Source organism: Mesorhizobium sp. M1399, from assembly GCF_040317735.1.
Taxonomy (GTDB): Bacteria; Pseudomonadota; Alphaproteobacteria; order Rhizobiales; family Rhizobiaceae; genus Mesorhizobium.
Genome location: NZ_JAMYKZ010000011.1, coordinates 35,556 through 51,300 on the forward strand (window position 1 = coordinate 35,556; position 15,745 = coordinate 51,300).

Genomic DNA, 15,745 nt, shown 5'->3' on the forward strand with positions numbered 1-15,745 from the left:
TCGAATCAGTTCCGAAACAAGGTGCACGCTGGCGGTGTTGGCATCTTCCGCATATTAGCAATCCCTTGACTACCGTCAAAGCCGCTCCAGAATCAGGGGCATGGCTTGGGAAATTGCGGACATCAATATCGGCGATGAGGTGGCGATCACCGTGACGGTGCTGAAGCTCCTGGACGACGGAAGAGCTAGCGTCAGCATCCCCTCCTATGGTTTTCCGCATTCGATCCCTGCTCCTAAAAAGTCCAAACCAGGTGACGAGCTCCAGCTCACTGGCGAGGTCACGCGGGTCGACGAGGAAAATCGAAAGGTGACCGTGAAAGCTGGCGGGCTAATCACCGTCGATGCTGATACAATCATCGACTGGACGCCTGTCCGCCGCAAAAAGATGTCGCTCAGAGATGAGGCGGATTAGCGAACGCAGATCAAACCATCGATGCCGAAGACAAGTCCGCAAGGCCTGGCCGCCCTTGCTCTGGTGCGCGTGGCATCGAGGAGACCTGCCCGGCCGGCGTGCTGCCGATCGAGGAGGCTGTCTTCCTGCTCTTATGGCCAAGAGCCCATGCATGAGGGTGAGGCGCTTGCCAAGGCTATCATTGAAACAGTTGAACGGCTAACTGCTTGCGGAAAGGCAATCGGCCCCAGGTGGCGCACTGTACGAAAATTACCAACTTCGTTAGCCGGGAACAAGCACTCAACATCAAACGTTTTTTTGCGCGAGAACTCTCCTCCGTTCTCCAGTCTGGCTGTAAAGGCCCGCTGCTCTGCACGGGCAGCGGGCCTGAGGGTTCGCACATGCCGCAGCGCCAGCGTACCAATCGCACCTGCCTTAGTCCTCATGATTTGGCTATTTGCCAGCGCGTTTTCGATCGGATTTGCGCAGACGAAGACCTCGACCCTTTAAGCCAACAGGGCAAAATCCTGGCGGAAACGGTAGTGGCGACTTTTCGAAATGCTCACACTGACGAGCGGGAACTGCTGAAGGCAGTCAGGTCTCATCGAGGAAATTGAGCGGCAAAATTTCACCCGACCGACAAGGTCGGGCTTGACCCATTCGGCCTTGTCCCCGGAGCAGGCCCGGGAGCTAACGAGGCCCTAACTGCCAACAAGATAGGCGTCACCGATTGCGGCGTCGCTGTGTTGACGGTCGTTTTGCGCCCTCATCATTCCGCTCTTGCATAGCAGTCCCAGTCTTCAGCCGCTGTTCCCGTAGTCTGGCCGTTTTTGCGTCCCGTGCCGTACGCTCAGTGCGGTCCTTGCTTTCCTGATGAGCAGCCATGCCTCACCTACGTTTTTTGCTGGTGCCCAAACCTTCGTCAAAACCCGCTGTTCCACTCCGGATCCTACCTCAGGGCTAACTACGCCTTTCATTTCTCCATCTATCGAGCCGCGGGCTCGGAAAACATGCTCAACATCATCGAGAACCTGTGGCTGCAGATCAGTCCCTATTTCAACATGCTGCACGATTCCGGAAACTATTCGACCGCCAACCAGCACCATCAGCAGATGTTTGCAGCGCTGCGAGACCGTAACGCGGAAGCGGTCCGCGCCGCGGTTCGCGCTGACATCGACGCGGCTTTCACAGTGCTGATCAAACTGCTGAAGTAACATTCAGGTCGCCGTAAGCGACATGCCGCCTCCATTGCTGATCAGACTTCCAGTTCTTTTTCCGCCCACTCCGCGAACTTTTCCAACTTGTCGAGCAAGCTCTCCGCTTCGGGTAATGATTTTGCCCTTATTCCGTATTGAGTTTCGTCCTTCTCATCGAGGATGCTCCGCAACCTGCTGGCCTGCGCTGCAGGAAGGCGATTTCCAAGCGCGTCGCGCATGGTTTTCACCACGGCCGCATGATCCGCGCGGTTGATCTTTCCTGCAAATCGGGCAGTGAGCGCATCGGCGTATGCTATTGCCGCATTCACGATCTGCGACATAGCCGGATTTCCGATGTCACCCGTTCCGGACATTGCCACCTCTAAACGGGCAGCCTTCAAATATGAGCGGGCGATGCGCAATCGCCCCTCGCCAAAGCCTGTCTCGACTGCTTTCGTCGCACCTCTTCTGGTCATGCCAACGCCTGCCGGCGAGTTTTTGTTGCGAGTTCGTCCGGGCGTGAACCCAAGACGAGCAGGGCATTGGCTTCGACCCCGCCCCACCACGGGTCTCGCGTGCTCGACAGCCTTGCCACATCCTCCGGAGTGAGTCCCACGACCGAGGGATTGAAGCCAAGCTTTTGACCTTGGGTCACCAGTGCCTCACGGATTTCTTGGAGCGCGCTATCTAGCTTTTCGGATGGCGTAACCACTGCGATGTCGAGATCGCTGTCTGGACGGTCCTCGCCCCTCGCTACGCTGCCGTAAATCCAGGCCGCGAGTACTTTCGGCCGAACTGCGGAGACCGCCTCAGTGATTACGGCGCGAATATTGGAATACCGAAGCGCCTCCTGCTCGAAGAGAGCTTCCAGTGATGTCGCCAGCGGATGGCGATCATTCAACCGGTAAAGACGAGCCCTGCCCGTTCCCTCCGAAGATACGATGCCAATCCCTTCCAAGGTTGCGAGAGCAGACCACACGCTTGCCCTTGCAAGCCCGCTACGAGTCGCAAGCAATGGAGAAGAAAGCAAGCCGCCGTGGCGCGACAATTCCCGGAGCAATCTTACGCTTGCTTCGGTGCCGAGCATAATGGTGAGTGGATAGCGCAAAGCGCTTTGAGCGGTCGAGCGTGCCATGCGCAAGTTCCTTCTGCTGTGGACTCATAGCACATCAAATCGTCGGATATCAAATCGGATGTTTTGTTTTCTAAACGAACGTCCTGTTGCCTGAATCCTGGGCGGTTGCTGCGCCACGTTTGCATCTGGACCTGATGCTGGTCGCCGTCGGCCATCTGTTCAGAGGATATCGGCGGCTTGGGCAACCCGCTCCAAGTGTAGATAGTGTTCCGCGACCTGCACGGGCTCCTCAAAACGGTGGTCTTGCACGCGCACCTCCCGAGTCTCGAACACGACTCAATCCTCGGTCATGTGACAGGTTCCTGCCATGTCTGATCATATTCTGCCCGGTCAAAAGAAGCCCAAGCTAATCGTCGTAGTGGCGTTCGATCGTGGCGAGGACGGCGAACTGTTTCCCGCCTTTGGTCCCGCCGATCAGCAAAGCGAGGAACGCGCAATCCGCACCGGTCAGGCGCTCGCAGGGAAGCACGTTGGCGTAATCGCATGGAGCCGCGACGCCGACCCGGCTATTGGCGACTATGGCCCGCCGACCGTGCTATTCACCTGCGGTGACGTGCCGGATATGGAGTAAATTCAGCCCCGAGATTCCATTTCGCGGCGTTCGGAGAACTCCCCTTCACTGCCCTTCACTGGGTATTTTGTGAATCATTTATTGGGTAACGCCGCTCTTGGCGATGCGCTCTTCGAAACTCGGGGCCGGCCCGACGTGCTGAAGCACTGGCCAGCGTCCATCGCGGCGGCAGCTTCTGGGCTAAGCGGATGCCTTCTGTTACTTGCGGACGTTTGATGTGGCTCAAAGGATCAGCAGAAGCTAACATATCTTGTTCTTGGAGGCTGTCGTGCGTACGAAACGTTTCAGAAAGCCCGTCATCATTCAACCCGGCCGGATCGATCGCGACAGAGTTGTTGCGTCGGTATCCGACGCGGCCGAAGTTCTGCTGAAGGATTGGCCGAGGCCGGAGGGCAAGTCGCGGCGCGCCGCAATCGAAGCATGCCTTGCCGTAATCCGTGGAGAAAAACCACCAAGGATAGCACGCCAGGCGTTCATCGCTGCTGCCAAGGAGGCCAGGATATTGCTCGGGGAAGAAATTTAGGCTTACCCAGCACCCGTATGGCCATGCCCTTGAAGCACGGAGCGCTGCTGGATTCAGCGGCTTTGTTGCTTTGTGGCATCGAGCAGAGCTTGATGTATCGATGTAGTGCGATTTTATCGACATGATTTGATTATCTGTCGAGGGCGACGATGTATCAGCTCGACTTGTCGATCGCACATTGATCGACCTCTCCTGCCCCCGCCAGGATACGAGGACGTGAAGACGCAAGCAGTGCTGAAGCTTGTGTTGTGGCGTGAGCGGCGCTTACTGAACTGCGAAGCCAGGCAGCTCATTCCCAGCCACGCCACCTGGACCATCTAGACCTGATGGCATGGCCCGAATTCGTGCACTGTCAGGCTTTGGCCTTGCGCTTTGCTGGTGCTTTCTTTGGCGGCGTTTTGGCAACCGCCCTGCGGCCGAGACCGGCAGCTTTGGCCAGCGCAGACCGCTGAGCCGCATAGCTTGGCGCTACCATAGGATAGTCCCGCGCCAAACCCCACTTGGCTCTGTACTCATCAGGTGTCATGCCAAGCAAGCCCAGGTGGCGCTTCATCGACTTGAACTTGCGCCCGTTCTCAAGGCTTATAATGTATTCGGGAAAGATCGACTTCTTAGGATTTGCCGCGGGCGTAAGTATTGGCGATGGTGCAGCGACCGGCTCATCCAGGCCAGACAACGCAGAATTAACACTGGCGATCAAATTCGGCAGATCCGCCACGGGCGTTGCGTTGCTCTGGACATAGGCTGCGACGATATCTGCTGTCATCCCTAGCAGATCAGCCCTTCTCTGCCCAATTGCTTCATCCATCAAAATTGTTCCCTTGTTGATCTCCGGCGTTCCTATTTGGAAAATTCGGCCTGCGCAATTGCAAACAACGATTATTTGACGCTAGATTACTCCAAGGCCGACTTTGCTGGTCATCTTCTGCGACATGCGTGTTTGCGGCCGATTTCCCTTCAGGTGTAGCACCCTCATTCACCCGAATGCGATCAGCAGATCGTTGGCATTATCTGGTCGCCGGCCTTGATCTGGACTTCGGCGATGGTGCTGTCGCGCTCGGCATGCAGCGCCGTTCCATCTCACCGCTTCGATCGAAAGCAGCAGATCGCCGGCCTTCACCGCCTGGACGGCAGCGACCGAGAGCGCCGACAGACGCCAGGCCTCGGCGCGCGGACACGCGAACACAGCCCAGGATGGCAACGTGCATTCGGGAGATGTCAGGCGTTCAAGATTTTCGCTTCCTTGGCGGCGCTGAGAAATGCCACGCGGGCAATCTCCGGGGCCCTATCCCAGCCGAGCATGCAGGCCATGGGTGCCTGGATGCGGCGCCCAGTTTCTCCAGTGGGCCAATCATAACGCATCAGGTCAGGCCGGCGTTTAAGCGTTCGACTCTACCTTCACCGCGAAAAAGTACCTGTCGATACAAGCGATCCAGCCGTCGTCTTGCGGTCATGGAGCAAAATTCAAAATGCACTGTTAGGTGTAAGATTAGGAGCGACCTATGCACCCCAGCTTCACCTGGAACGATATGGCTCGCGGCACTCCAACTACGCCGGGCGAGGAAGGGCTAGCTCCGGCGTTGGCCCGCAACATTGACGCTCTCGTCGAGCGTGCAAGGCGAGAGGCGAAAGCAGCTTCTCTTGAGGAAAGGCCGCCGCCGCAATGGCCGTAGGGGAGCGTCTGGGCATTTTAGGATCTGATGGGAAAGGTCATCGCAGCGGGTTGGAGCGTTGGAGCTCGCGAAGCGATAGAGCACCTCCCGGCTGATAAGCGGGCGAGGGACGAGAACGCCGCACTCGACGCATCTCTCGTGATTGCGCGAACTTTGGCCGCGAGGGCACCGCAATGAAGACTCCGAAGCCGCTGTTCGTCCTGACCGGGGTGGGTGCTGCCGCGGAGTTCTCGAAGGAAAATCGTCCCTCGATCGGCATTCTGACTTTGAATACCGACACGGAAGAGCTGAAGTTCGCTATGAACATCGAAGGAGCCGAGGCGATCATCAGATCATCAACGCTACGAACGCATTCCTTCAGGCAGCGGCCGAGCACGCCGTGAAACAAGGAGGGCCACCGCCGGTCGGTGGCCACCACCCAGGGTGGTTTTGATCCCAACGAGACGAGGCGCTTTTTAAGACACTGCGGCTCTGTCTGGCGAGCGCCCACGAGGCTTTGAAGCGTGAGGTCGACCGACGGCATGGGGTGTATGAAGCACCCGACGCCTTCACCCCCTACCTCTGAAAATGCCCCAACTCGTTCTCATTCAGATAGTCCACCGTCATCACCCGCGCGCGAATGCCGCCGGGGGAACCGACGAACTTCACCGATGAGAGCCGGTCGGCGCGTTCTCTCCGCGGGGCGTGAGGGCGTAGGTGTCGCCGTCCCAGTGCTCGAGCGTGAACTGCATGGGCTTGGGGCCGAGTTCGAGCATCAGCTTGTCGCCATCGGCCCGCACGGTGGCGGTGTCGAAATAGTTGCTCGTATATTGGCCCTCGTAGAAGGATGGACTGCGCGCCTTGGCGGGGTTCGTCGGCTTGACCTTGCCGGCGAGGTCGCCCACCGGCTTGTAGTAGCCCATGAACCGCGGCTTCATGTAGGGATACCAGTCGCGGGTGATCTGGCCATATTGCACGATGTCCATGAAGCTGGCGGCGACCGCCTCGGCGGCGCCGACGGGGGAGCCGTTGGTGAGCACGACGATGCCGACGTCGGCCGAGGGCAAGATCTGGAAGGTGGTGCCGGCGCCGAGCAGGAAGCCGCCGGAATGGCCCATGGTGGTGCGCCCATTGGCGTTCACCCCCACATTGAAGCCATAGCCATAGGAGCTGGCCCGCGTATCGGGCGTCTCGCCGCGGTAGGTCACGCTCTGCGGTGTGATGGCGGGCTGCAGGATCTTCGGGTCGATCATGGGCTGGCCGTTATAGGTGCCGTCGCCAAGCAGCAGGATCATCCACTTGGCAAGATCCTGGACGCTGGAGGAGACGCCACCCGCCGGCGCCTGCTGGTCGGGATCGCGGTCATAGAGCGGCTCGAACACATTCTCCGCCACGCGCGCATGCAGCAGGGCGCGGTTCTTGCCGGCGGCCATGAAGTCCGAGTGCCGATAGCTGCTCGAGCGCATACCGAGCGGATCGAACAACAGGCTCTTGGCCAGCGGCTCCCAAGGCTGTTTCTCGGCGTGGGCCACTGCCTCGGCGCCGATCGTCGTGCCGAAATTGGCGTAGTGATAGGAGATGCGGAAGGGATCGAGCGGCACCATCCACAGGCCGCCGACGATCTGCTTGCGCTGGAAGCCGAGATCCTCGAGCTCATCGCCCGCCGCCATTGGCAGGCCCGAGCGATGGGCGAAGAAATCGCCGATGGTGGCGTTGCCCGAGACATAGTCGAGATTGAGGCGGAAGCCGTCCCAGACCTTGCCGACCGGGGTATCCCAATCGAAGCTGTGGTCCTTCGTCATGGCGATGGCGGCTACCGTGGCCGAGATCGACTTCGACACCGAGGCGACCTGGAAGATGGTGGTGCTGCTGACCCTAGAAGTGTCGTCCCGGTTGTCGCGAAGGCCATAGCCTTCGTCAAAGATCATTTTGCCGCCCTGCACCACCGCCACGGCGAAGCCGGGAACGTCGGATGCTTCCTTGACTTTCTTGACGATGTCCGACAGGGCGGCCACAGCCTTCTCGACACCGCCGGGATACAGCTGCACAGCATCCTGCGGCGGCGATGGCCCAAGCTCCGGCACGTAGGACTGCGCGGCTGCCATGGCGGGGAGCATGGTAACGAGGGAAAGCACCACGAGAGCAGCGGCCTTCTTCATTGCATGTCCTCAAACTTGCACGGCAGATGATCGGATCATACGCGGCAAGATGAAAGATGGTTACAGTTATTTCTACTGACATGTTTAAGTCCAAAGATCAGACAGCGACCGCGGCTGCACGCATGTGATTGCGGGACCTGGTGAAGTATCCGCGTTACCTACGCGGGCGGCAATTGGATGGGACTGCGCGGGAGAACGTCACGTTCCAAGGCCGGGCGGCAAATGGCATCCAATCAGGAGTTGTTCGCCAACGGGCTGGCGGCAAACCAGAAAGTCATCGAAGCCAATTATATGGCCCATCGCGAGGCCCTATGGCCTGCTGCATGGGGTCCGATGGCCGAGGGGCCGGGACGCTTCGTCTTCACCGATCTTGCCTGCGGCAGGGGGCCCGTTTGCTGTCCGTCCGGTTATTGCCGCGGGACCAGTTAAAGCCGCCATTCGGCTCACGACCTCTTCTCGGAAATACGTGGCAAGTTCACATCCCGCGGAAGCCGACATTGAACTGCCTCTCCGTTTACACGTTTGGCAAATGTTGCGAATGGAGGGAGTTGCATGTTTGAAGGTTTCTCGCTGGAGTCAAACTTCTGGATGCGACGCTCAGAGTGCGGGTTGGTGGAAGGGGCCCACCGCTTCTGATGCTGCACGGTCATCCTCGCACCCATGCCACTTGGCATCGCGTGGCGCCGATTTTGGCTGAGGAATACACCGTAATTTGCCTGATCTTCGCGGTTTCGGCCAAGCCCTTTGACATGCCTGACCATTCGGGCTCGTCTAAAAGGTCCAATGCCCGCGATTGCTTAGCCCTTATGTACTATCTGGGCTTCGATCGCTTCGGACTTGCGGGTCAGGACCGTGGGGCGTACACCGCATTTCGGACAGCAATGGATCATCCGGCATCCGTCAGCCGGCAAGCCATTCCGATCGGCATGCGCTGGCGCGATGTGACGCTCGGTTCGCATCGGCTTGGTGGCATTGGTTCTTCTTCGCTCAGCCTGAAAAGCCGGAGCAGGCTATCCTTGCCAATCCAGACGCATGGTACGGCGGTGATCCCGCGGAGATGGGCGCGGAGGCTTACGCTGATTTCTCGCCTCGATCCACGATCCGGCGACGGTCCACGGCGTGATCGAGGACTACAGGGCCGGGTTACGCATAGACCGACAACATGACGAGGACGACCGAGCCGCAGGCCACGAGCCGGTCTCGGAATCCACCTCGATATGGCAGATATGGGTGGCGAAGGAGACGCCGGCGCCGTGGGCGACGAGCTCACTGTGGCCGGCGATCGGTCCGCCGGTCTTCCCCGACGCGGCGTCCTCCAGCGACAGCGGCGAAAGGTTGCCGTGCGTCGCGCCCCTGGCGATCGCGTGGCCCTTTTCCCAGGCCAGGTCGTCGACCGGGATGTCTGCGTGGCGCGGTCCCGCAGGATCTTGATGGCGCTGCGGGCGGCGGAGATCGCCGCCATCGAAGACGAGAAGGCGCCGCGGCTGCCGTCCGTCATATCGTTGTAGCCGAGGCTGGAGGTATCGGCGACCACCGCCTTGACCTGCTCATAGGGGATACCGAGTTCCTCCGCCGCCACCAGCGAAATCGAGGCGCGAGCCGCCGATGTTGCGGGCGACGTTGATCAGCGCTGACGCCTGATTGGTCTTTGCGCAGGGAGACCGACGTAAGCCGCGGTCGAAATAGGGATGATCAGGAACGCAGTCCGATCATCAGGAAGACGCGCCCAAAAGGCAAAAAGTAGTAGCTGGCGTCGGGGTGAGCGACGTCATATGCCATAGGGCGAACGTAGCCACCACATACCCGCAGCATGGCGATGCCGCCCGGCATTATCGAGAGGCCCGACAGCGTCGCTGTGTAGGCCAATGCCGTTTGTTGCAGCTGTGGCATGATCTGCGTTGTGCTGAACATGACGGCGCCGACTGCCATCATAACCAAGAAACATGCACCAAATTGGCGAGTGAACAGCAGGCGTATGTCGACGGTCGGATCGCCGCGGCCAATATCCCAGAAATGACTGCAAACGTCGTGATGAAGCTCGACACGAACCAGCCGTTGCGTTGGCCTTGGTCAAGGAGGATTACCGCTCTGCAATCCCAGTCGTCTTACTATCACGGCGGCTCGCCCGAGCTCATCAACGACGCGGTCCGGTTTGGTTGGAGTCACGGGAACAAACATCGCACGTGGGAGTTGGGGCGGTCTGTTCGTATTGAGACTTTCATAATCTTGGGAGGGGATATGTCACGTGTCTTCAACCTTGGCTTGCCGGCGCTGCTTGGCGCCGCCGCGGTCACGCTTAGCGCTGCTTCCGATCCGCTGCCGCCAGATCTGACCTATCGTCCATTGCCAAGCCTGCCCTTTTCTGCGGTGAAGGAGAATGACGAAGCGCAAAAACCCGCCGTGATCGAGCGGCAGCGCAAGTTGCTCGAAAGCCGTTACAACCTGGCGGACCGGCCGATGCGGGGCGTCATGATGTCGGGCGGCCGGAAAGTGGTGCAGGAGGGCGTCAGGGTCAAACTCCCGGCAGGCGAGACCTGGGACAGCCTGGCCGCCAAGACTCCCCAAGAAATCCGCGACCGTGGTTTGTTGCCGAACGGCTTCCTGCCGCTGCCGCACGTCAAGCAGGCGACCGGAGGCCAGGTCTTTCCGGAAAACCAGATCAGAGAGATCGGCGCCGATGAAGGGCGCGATCTGCGGCGCTTCGACGTCGATTTCGACCTGCCCGACTATCTTACGCCGGAATTTCCACCTCCGATATTCCTCACCACGCATCCCGAACTGGGGGATGTATCGCGCGGTGATCTGCTGACGATCCGCAACTTCTACGAATATATGAACGGCATCATCACACCCGTACAAATGGAAGGGCTGCGTCTGCTGCTGACGCCCTTCCCGCAGGAGGAATTCAATCAGACCGAGGACAGAAAGGTCGCGATGCAAAGCATGGGTGTGGCATGCCTCGACTGCCATGCGAATTTCCATACCAACGCAGCCTTTCACCTGACGCCGGACGTCCGGCCACAAGCCGAGCGCTTTCGGCTCGACACAACCAGCCTACGCGGCCTGTTCAATCAGCAGATTCATGGCTCCAAGCGCTCGCTGCGCTCAGTCGAGGACTTCACGGAATTCGAGCAGCGCACCGCCTACTTCAACGGCGATCACGTGAGCGCCACCCGCAAAGGGGTGAATCTGCCCGACCGCACGAACCAGGTGGCGATGATGGCGCAGATGCAGAATATCATCGATTTTCCGCCGGCGCCGAAGCTCGACCCGTTCGGGCGGCTTGACCCGGCCACCGCAAGTGCGCAGGAGCTCAAGGGCGAGCAGGTGTTCATGGGCAAGGGCCGCTGCGCCGAGTGTCATGTTCCAGGGTTGTCATTCATGGACAACAACATGCACGACCTGAAGCTCGAGCGGTTCTACAAGATCGGCGAGACCTTCAACGACCAGGTCGCCATACCGGATGGGCCGATAAAGACCTTCACACTGCGCGGGATCAAGGATTCTCCGCCCTATCTGCATGACGGCCGCCTAATGACGCTTGGCGATACCGTTGAGTTCTTCAACTTGGTGCTCGGAACGAAGCTTGACCAGCCGGAAAAGGATTCACTCGTGGCTTACCTGCTCACTCTCTGAACGAGCGAAAGAGCCGCTGCCGGGGGCCCGCCTTCGGCGCGGAATGGAGGACACTCATGCGTGCTGCCGCAATCACCTTCGCCGTGGGGCTGTCGCCTTGTTGTGCGTTGGCGCAGATCGGCAATCCGGCCGGCCTTGCTCCCGACACGAGGATGGAGAAGCCCGGAGTTCCAGCGCCGAACCAGACGAATTATCAGGATCGGCTTTTCGCCCAGCTGGTCACGGCTGGCGGCAGGGCCGAGGTGGAACTGGGTCGGCTCGCGGCCGAAAAGACAAGCCATGATGGGGTGAGCGCATTTGCAAATCGAATGGTCGAAGATCACGACGAGGCAAATAAACAGCTGAAATCCGTCGCGGACAAGAGCGAGATTCCGCTTCCCGAAGAGCTCGACCCTGATCATAAGAAAATCCGCGCTGATCTCGAAAAGCAGGACGGCGTCGCGTTCGATCTTGCTTATCTGGCTGCGCAGATCCTCGACCACCAGAAAACAGCGCAGCTTCTGGCTTGGGAGATTGGCTCGGGCGAAGATCCAGAGCTCCAGCACTTCGCCTCAGACAACCTACCAAAGGTGCTCGAGCACCTCGATATGGCGCGCACGCTGCACGCGGAACTGGCGGGACAAGCCTTGCTCACAGCGGAAGCGCAAAAGAGCAAATAAACTGCCGGCCACATCTGCAACGTGAACAGTGCTTACGATTGCACGCGAGCCGCCAAACGCGTCAATCTTAGCTGTTGTGGCCATTCGGCGAGCTCCGCCTGTCAAACGGCCCTTTAATTGCGGGTGGTTGTCAATCCGGATCTCGCACTGCCATCGCCGGGGTCATGGTCCTTTCCGAGGTCGAGTGCCTCATGATGATGTTCGGGTCGGGGGCCTCAACGTTTCCAACGAGATGCAGATGAACTGCTGTCAGCCGTTTGACCGAGGTCGCCGCAACCACCGTCCCGGCGGGGGACATCACGAGTTCCGCAAAGGGCCCGCGATTGGGATCGAGTGCGGATCTGTTACGCCATCTTTTCGCTGCCCCACTCGAAGCTGGTGAAGTCGACCCAAATGCAATGAAGCAGAACCGCGATCTTCCGTGCGACCGCCACCTTTGCCTTCTTCAAGCCGATCCGCCTCGACAGACGCATCCCCCAGGCTTTCAGCGTGGACCATTTCTTCGTCCGGTGCAGGAGGACACTGGCTGCTTCGTAGAGATAGGTTCGCAACAGTCGATCGCCCCAGCGTGAGACGCGGCCATTGATATCCGTTTCGCCGTCGTCTTCACGAGCGAGATGCCGGACTTGCCGATCGAGCTTCTCCTGTTCACAGCAGACCTGCTCGTGGACAGATAGAAGGGCCTGAACCAACGACCGAAGCGGATGCCCGTCAGCAACCAGCTCCCAAACCTTTCGCCGGAACTGTGACCCAATCGATCGACTGAACTGCAGCCCGTATTCCTTCAGCATGGACCGTGTCTGGTTTTCGAGATCGCGCCGGATCTCAACAAGTCTTGACCGTGCGACGAGCATGGATCTGGTGGCCTGACTCTCCGCGCTTTTGACCTTCACTTCCCGATACCAACCGACGTGAACCAGCTCGGCCAGGCCGCGGGCATCGTTCTCATCACTTTTGTTCATTCGAACTGAAAGTGCCGCCTTCGCATGCCGAGCATCAATGCAGACGACCGGCAATCCGACCCGCTTGAGCTCATGCCAGAGCCAGCTGGACATGGCCCGTCTCGAATCGGATGCGCTCGGCGTGAGGTGCCCGTTTGCGGAGCAACTCGGTCAGTGCTCCCGGATCGGACTTCACCTTCCCTTGGAAGATAGGCCTTCCAGCATCATCGTCGACGCAAACGCTGGTCTCTCGCTGCGACACATCCAATCCGACATATTGCTTCAGCCTTAGGATGGCTGGCGTATATTAGAAGCCTCTTGAAGAAGACACTGCCCGCACCAGAATCCATGGCATGGCTCGGGGAATAGGCATTGGTGACCAAGTGGCGATTACTGCCACGGTTCGAAGGCGGATAACAGAGGACCGCGTAAGCGTCTCTATCCCAGGTTACGAGTTCCCACATTCCATCATCGACCACACCAAGGTGAACCGAGGCCAGCAAATTGACCTGAAAGGCGAGGTCACGCGCATCGACGAGGACACCGTGACGGACCTCGGGCCACTAGTCACGGTCGACCGTGACAAGCGAGAAATATCGGCCGCCAAAACGACCAAAGGCACTTGTCGATGCCCCGGATTAGAACCGACAACATCGCCACAGGCTATAAGGGCAGGCCGCATGACGGGCCGGTAGAGGACGAATCGAAGCACTTTATCTACTGCCCAGTCTGCGACCAAACGTTCGACGCGCGCGATCTTGGACAGGTGTTCCACCACGCTGAGCCGCAGCACGAGCCGCTTCCGGTCGAGCAATAGTCCACTAGTTGAGCTCCGGCGGCAAACCGACGTTGAGACCCTTCAGCGCCAGCGACGTACGTTGGATGAGAAAAGGGTGCTGCGTGCACCGCGCCTTCCCCGCGCGCCGATGTTCCACCTGGACCGCAAAAAGTCCCGCCGCACTGCCGGAACGGCGGGACCGATCAAACGCTTTGCACCAGGCGGGGGGATGCGGGGGGTTGGGCTTGCCAAGTGAGCGCGGACCGTAACCAACCCTAAGCGCAACAGCGGCAACGCGTCCACCAACCGCCGGTTGGGAGCGACAGGACGATTGAGCCGCCGGCAGGTCAGGTCATCCCGGGTCGCTATCGCTCGCAACCAGACGGTAGCGGAAATTGTTGCGGATGTGGTCGTTGAAATAGCGGCCCTTGGCGAACGCGGCCCGGAACGCGGCAAAGGTTTCCGGCGGTACCCCCTCAAACTCGTACCGTTTACCGCTGGCGACGAACCACACCGAGAGGGTCCTTCTATCCAGATCATATTCCATCTTGCGGATCGAAGTAGATGGCATGAGCACCACAGGCCGAGGCCCGCGCCCTTGCGGGGAGCGCGGGCCGATCGGGATACCGATCTGCAGCAATACCTGGAGGGGAGGGTTCGCTGCGTGCACCGAACTTTCGCGGCGGTCCCGTGTTCCCAATCGAGATACACAAAAAGGTAGCTGCACCTTTCGGCATCACGCGCACGTTGGATTTCTGAGAAAGCGCGAGCGTCAATACTAACAATGCGGCTGGTCTCGAAGAAGCCGCCCATGACATTGCCGCTCGGGCGTCAGCCAAATGGGATTAGTTGCGCAGCATACTCATCCGGCGTGGGAGGGACACATGCCGATCCACCGAAAAGCTGAAGAGGCAGGCGTCTTCAATCCATCCGAACTCGCGTTGCTGGGCCGCGTGTTCGATCGGCTCAAGTTCGAAGGTCAATCTGAACAGCGGCGCGAAGCGCTGGCGTCTCGTATCCTTGCAAACTACACCGCTGGAATTACACACGAGGAAGAACTTGTTTCAACGTCGAAACTACCGTTGGCGCGCTAGGGAGTTGGCTTGTGTGGCGGGCCAGATCCCGCCGCGAAGGTGCGCCTGGCTTTTTGGCGTTTGCGGGCGTGCGCTCGTCAATCTAGAAACGTTGAATGTACCGCCGTCGGGCCTTTGCCCGCACCAGGACAGACCGACGGGAAGACGTATCGGCTTGTAAGCCCAGCGGCCCGCCCTTTTCCACGGCGTCGGCGGCGTCATCGTCGAGACCCACCGCGCGAACGCAGCAAGTTCTGACAGGCCGCAGGATCGGCATTTCCAAGGCCGCCGAGGCCGAATGGCGGTTCGGCTGCGCGGCTCGGAATATTTAAGTCGAAGGTTTTCATCCTGCGCATCGCGCCGCTGAGAACAACTTTCGATAGCGACTGATTGCTGCTGTTCGCCTGGAACCCCCGGGCCGCCTTCAACGTTGTTGGGCATGGCTGACGATCGCGCAAATCATCTGCTGGGCGTTGCAACCACCGCAAAGATCGGCAGCCATCCGATTCACCCCATGCTGATCCCTTTCCCGATCGCATTGCTCGTGTCGGTATTCCTGTCGGATTTAGTGTTCTGGTCGACCGGCAATGCATTCTGGGCCGAAGCATCCTTCTGGCTGCTCGGCTTTGCCCTGTTGATGAGCGCTGCCGCGGCGCTGGCCGGCTTTGCCGATTTTCTTGGAAATTCAAGGGTGCGGTCCATCAATGCCGCGTGGCACCATATGGTCGGCAACGTCGTGGCCGTGGTGCTGGCGCTGGCCAGCTTCATCCTGCGCCTAAGCGCCGGTGCCGCCGAGGGCGCCTTGCCCTGGGGCCTGGCGCTGTCGACGATTGTCGTTCTGCTGCTCCTTTATACCGGCTGGAAAGGCGGGACGCTTGTCTACGAACACAGGGTAGGCGTCCATCCCGAAGAGGGTGAGGACGTCAACTCCCGCCCGGAACTATCCCGATAGGGTTGACGAATGGCCGACCTGCCGGGAGCCGTCGTCGTGGTCACCGGCGTTGTTTCGTGTCTCTGGGATTCGTCAAATA

Annotated in this window: 17 protein-coding genes and 4 pseudogenes; 10 read left to right on the forward strand and 11 right to left on the reverse strand. The window is 59.5% G+C overall.

Annotation, left to right across the window (positions count from 1 at the left end):
- Positions 1-100 precede the first annotated feature (100 nt).
- Together NKH05_RS19970 and NKH05_RS19975 are read left to right on the forward strand one after the other, a co-directional pair.
- Entirely contained in the window at positions 101-412 is a 312-nt protein-coding gene (locus NKH05_RS19970) for a hypothetical protein (RefSeq protein ID WP_023722276.1), read from the forward strand.
- Between the two features lie 818 nt (positions 413-1,230).
- Positions 1,231-1,605 carry an FCD domain-containing protein gene (locus NKH05_RS19975; RefSeq protein ID WP_353025994.1) on the forward strand — a complete coding sequence of 125 codons (375 nt, stop codon included), beginning with the start codon at positions 1,231-1,233 and terminating at the stop codon, positions 1,603-1,605.
- Positions 1,606-1,646: 41 nt separating this feature from the next.
- On the opposite strand, the gene NKH05_RS19980 is transcribed toward NKH05_RS19975, so the two are convergent.
- Together NKH05_RS19980 and NKH05_RS19985 are read right to left on the reverse strand one after the other, a co-directional pair.
- The gene (locus NKH05_RS19980) at positions 1,647-2,063 is read right to left on the reverse strand and encodes a hypothetical protein (protein WP_023722279.1); all 417 of its coding nucleotides are present in this window, start codon (positions 2,061-2,063) and stop codon (positions 1,647-1,649) included.
- A complete protein-coding gene (locus tag NKH05_RS19985) occupies positions 2,060-2,722 on the reverse strand; it encodes a nucleotidyltransferase domain-containing protein (RefSeq protein WP_352484673.1) in 663 nt (220 codons plus the stop codon). The genes NKH05_RS19980 and NKH05_RS19985 overlap by 4 nt, the downstream gene beginning before the upstream one ends.
- A 307-nt stretch (positions 2,723-3,029) precedes the next feature.
- On the opposite strand from NKH05_RS19985, the gene NKH05_RS19990 reads away from it, so the two are divergent.
- Positions 3,030-3,293, forward strand: coding sequence for a hypothetical protein (locus NKH05_RS19990; protein ID WP_023722282.1), 264 nt, complete (start codon positions 3,030-3,032; stop codon positions 3,291-3,293).
- Between the two features lie 55 nt (positions 3,294-3,348).
- Here NKH05_RS19990 and NKH05_RS33140 read toward each other — a convergent pair whose 3' ends face one another.
- From NKH05_RS33140 to NKH05_RS20005, 4 genes and pseudogenes are all read right to left on the reverse strand, one after another.
- The gene (locus tag NKH05_RS33140; RefSeq protein WP_502913246.1) at positions 3,349-3,939 is read right to left on the reverse strand and encodes a hypothetical protein; all 591 of its coding nucleotides are present in this window, start codon (positions 3,937-3,939) and stop codon (positions 3,349-3,351) included.
- Between the two features lie 229 nt (positions 3,940-4,168).
- Positions 4,169-4,624, reverse strand: coding sequence for a Ros/MucR family transcriptional regulator (locus tag NKH05_RS20000; RefSeq protein ID WP_352549438.1), 456 nt, complete (start codon positions 4,622-4,624; stop codon positions 4,169-4,171).
- Between the two features lie 168 nt (positions 4,625-4,792).
- Positions 4,793-4,992: pseudogene (locus NKH05_RS33145) on the reverse strand (biotin/lipoyl-containing protein); the annotation flags it as partial.
- A gap of 42 nt (positions 4,993-5,034) precedes the next feature.
- Positions 5,035-5,178, reverse strand: a complete 144-nt coding sequence (locus NKH05_RS20005; protein WP_352958797.1) for a DUF982 domain-containing protein — start codon at positions 5,176-5,178, stop codon at positions 5,035-5,037.
- A gap of 484 nt (positions 5,179-5,662) precedes the next feature.
- On the opposite strand from NKH05_RS20005, the gene NKH05_RS20010 reads away from it, so the two are divergent.
- Positions 5,663-5,872 carry a hypothetical protein gene (locus NKH05_RS20010; protein ID WP_353025934.1) on the forward strand — a complete coding sequence of 70 codons (210 nt, stop codon included), beginning with the start codon at positions 5,663-5,665 and terminating at the stop codon, positions 5,870-5,872.
- Between the two features lie 261 nt (positions 5,873-6,133).
- On the opposite strand, the gene NKH05_RS20015 is transcribed toward NKH05_RS20010, so the two are convergent.
- Complete coding sequence (locus NKH05_RS20015; RefSeq protein ID WP_353025936.1) at positions 6,134-7,627, reverse strand: serine hydrolase; 1,494 nt, start codon at positions 7,625-7,627, stop codon at positions 6,134-6,136.
- Between the two features lie 635 nt (positions 7,628-8,262).
- Between NKH05_RS20015 and NKH05_RS20020 the strand changes: the two genes are divergently transcribed.
- A complete protein-coding gene (locus NKH05_RS20020; protein ID WP_353025937.1) occupies positions 8,263-8,793 on the forward strand; it encodes an alpha/beta fold hydrolase in 531 nt (176 codons plus the stop codon).
- A gap of 24 nt (positions 8,794-8,817) precedes the next feature.
- Here NKH05_RS20020 and NKH05_RS20025 read toward each other — a convergent pair.
- A pseudogene (locus NKH05_RS20025) lies at positions 8,818-9,227 on the reverse strand (molybdopterin cofactor-binding domain-containing protein); the annotation flags it as partial.
- A pseudogene (locus NKH05_RS33150) lies at positions 9,223-9,637 on the reverse strand (DHA2 family efflux MFS transporter permease subunit); the annotation flags it as partial. The pseudogenes NKH05_RS20025 and NKH05_RS33150, both read right to left, overlap by 5 nt.
- Before the next feature lie 228 nt (positions 9,638-9,865).
- Here NKH05_RS33150 and NKH05_RS20035 point away from each other — a divergent pair.
- On the forward strand, positions 9,866-11,263 hold the full coding sequence (locus NKH05_RS20035) for a cytochrome B6 (RefSeq protein ID WP_352958826.1): 1,398 nt from the start codon (positions 9,866-9,868) through the stop codon (positions 11,261-11,263).
- A gap of 56 nt (positions 11,264-11,319) precedes the next feature.
- Positions 11,320-11,922, forward strand: coding sequence for a DUF4142 domain-containing protein (locus tag NKH05_RS20040; protein WP_353025939.1), 603 nt, complete (start codon positions 11,320-11,322; stop codon positions 11,920-11,922).
- Positions 11,923-12,266: 344 nt separating this feature from the next.
- Here the strand turns inward: NKH05_RS20040 and NKH05_RS20045 are convergent.
- Positions 12,267-13,149 (reverse strand): annotated as a pseudogene (locus tag NKH05_RS20045) (IS110 family transposase).
- 342 nt (positions 13,150-13,491) lie between these two features.
- On the opposite strand from NKH05_RS20045, the gene NKH05_RS20050 reads away from it, so the two are divergent.
- Positions 13,492-13,680 carry a hypothetical protein gene (locus NKH05_RS20050; protein ID WP_352958805.1) on the forward strand — a complete coding sequence of 63 codons (189 nt, stop codon included), beginning with the start codon at positions 13,492-13,494 and terminating at the stop codon, positions 13,678-13,680.
- A 313-nt stretch (positions 13,681-13,993) separates the two neighbouring features.
- On the opposite strand, the gene NKH05_RS20055 is transcribed toward NKH05_RS20050, so the two are convergent.
- On the reverse strand, positions 13,994-14,212 hold the full coding sequence (locus NKH05_RS20055) for a KTSC domain-containing protein (RefSeq protein ID WP_023722567.1): 219 nt from the start codon (positions 14,210-14,212) through the stop codon (positions 13,994-13,996).
- A gap of 313 nt (positions 14,213-14,525) precedes the next feature.
- Between NKH05_RS20055 and NKH05_RS20060 the strand changes: the two genes are divergently transcribed.
- Together NKH05_RS20060 and NKH05_RS20065 are read left to right on the forward strand one after the other, a co-directional pair.
- Positions 14,526-14,735 carry a hypothetical protein gene (locus tag NKH05_RS20060; protein ID WP_023722566.1) on the forward strand — a complete coding sequence of 70 codons (210 nt, stop codon included), beginning with the start codon at positions 14,526-14,528 and terminating at the stop codon, positions 14,733-14,735.
- Between the two features lie 418 nt (positions 14,736-15,153).
- A complete protein-coding gene (locus NKH05_RS20065) occupies positions 15,154-15,666 on the forward strand; it encodes a DUF2231 domain-containing protein (protein WP_023722565.1) in 513 nt (170 codons plus the stop codon).
- Positions 15,667-15,745 lie beyond the last annotated feature (79 nt).

Bases quoted from the DNA above. Each gene is read 5' to 3' on its own strand.
- NKH05_RS19970 (WP_023722276.1), top strand. From the start codon at position 101: ATGGCTTGGGAAATTGCGGACATCAATATCGGCGATGAGGTGGCGATC.
- NKH05_RS19980 (WP_023722279.1), bottom strand. From the start codon at position 2,063: ATGACCAGAAGAGGTGCGACGAAAGCAGTCGAGACAGGCTTTGGCGAG.
- NKH05_RS19985 (WP_352484673.1), bottom strand. From the start codon at position 2,722: ATGGCACGCTCGACCGCTCAAAGCGCTTTGCGCTATCCACTCACCATT.
- NKH05_RS19990 (WP_023722282.1), top strand. From the start codon at position 3,030: ATGTCTGATCATATTCTGCCCGGTCAAAAGAAGCCCAAGCTAATCGTC.
- NKH05_RS33140 (WP_502913246.1), bottom strand. From the start codon at position 3,939: ATGTCGATAAAATCGCACTACATCGATACATCAAGCTCTGCTCGATGC.
- NKH05_RS20000 (WP_352549438.1), bottom strand. From the start codon at position 4,624: ATGGATGAAGCAATTGGGCAGAGAAGGGCTGATCTGCTAGGGATGACA.
- NKH05_RS20005 (WP_352958797.1), bottom strand. From the start codon at position 5,178: ATGCGTTATGATTGGCCCACTGGAGAAACTGGGCGCCGCATCCAGGCA.
- NKH05_RS20010 (WP_353025934.1), top strand. From the start codon at position 5,663: ATGAAGACTCCGAAGCCGCTGTTCGTCCTGACCGGGGTGGGTGCTGCC.
- NKH05_RS20015 (WP_353025936.1), bottom strand. From the start codon at position 7,627: ATGAAGAAGGCCGCTGCTCTCGTGGTGCTTTCCCTCGTTACCATGCTC.
- NKH05_RS20020 (WP_353025937.1), top strand. From the start codon at position 8,263: ATGCTGCACGGTCATCCTCGCACCCATGCCACTTGGCATCGCGTGGCG.
- NKH05_RS20035 (WP_352958826.1), top strand. From the start codon at position 9,866: ATGTCACGTGTCTTCAACCTTGGCTTGCCGGCGCTGCTTGGCGCCGCC.
- NKH05_RS20040 (WP_353025939.1), top strand. From the start codon at position 11,320: ATGCGTGCTGCCGCAATCACCTTCGCCGTGGGGCTGTCGCCTTGTTGT.
- NKH05_RS20050 (WP_352958805.1), top strand. From the start codon at position 13,492: ATGCCCCGGATTAGAACCGACAACATCGCCACAGGCTATAAGGGCAGG.
- NKH05_RS20055 (WP_023722567.1), bottom strand. From the start codon at position 14,212: ATGCCATCTACTTCGATCCGCAAGATGGAATATGATCTGGATAGAAGG.
- NKH05_RS20060 (WP_023722566.1), top strand. From the start codon at position 14,526: ATGCCGATCCACCGAAAAGCTGAAGAGGCAGGCGTCTTCAATCCATCC.
- NKH05_RS20065 (WP_023722565.1), top strand. From the start codon at position 15,154: ATGGCTGACGATCGCGCAAATCATCTGCTGGGCGTTGCAACCACCGCA.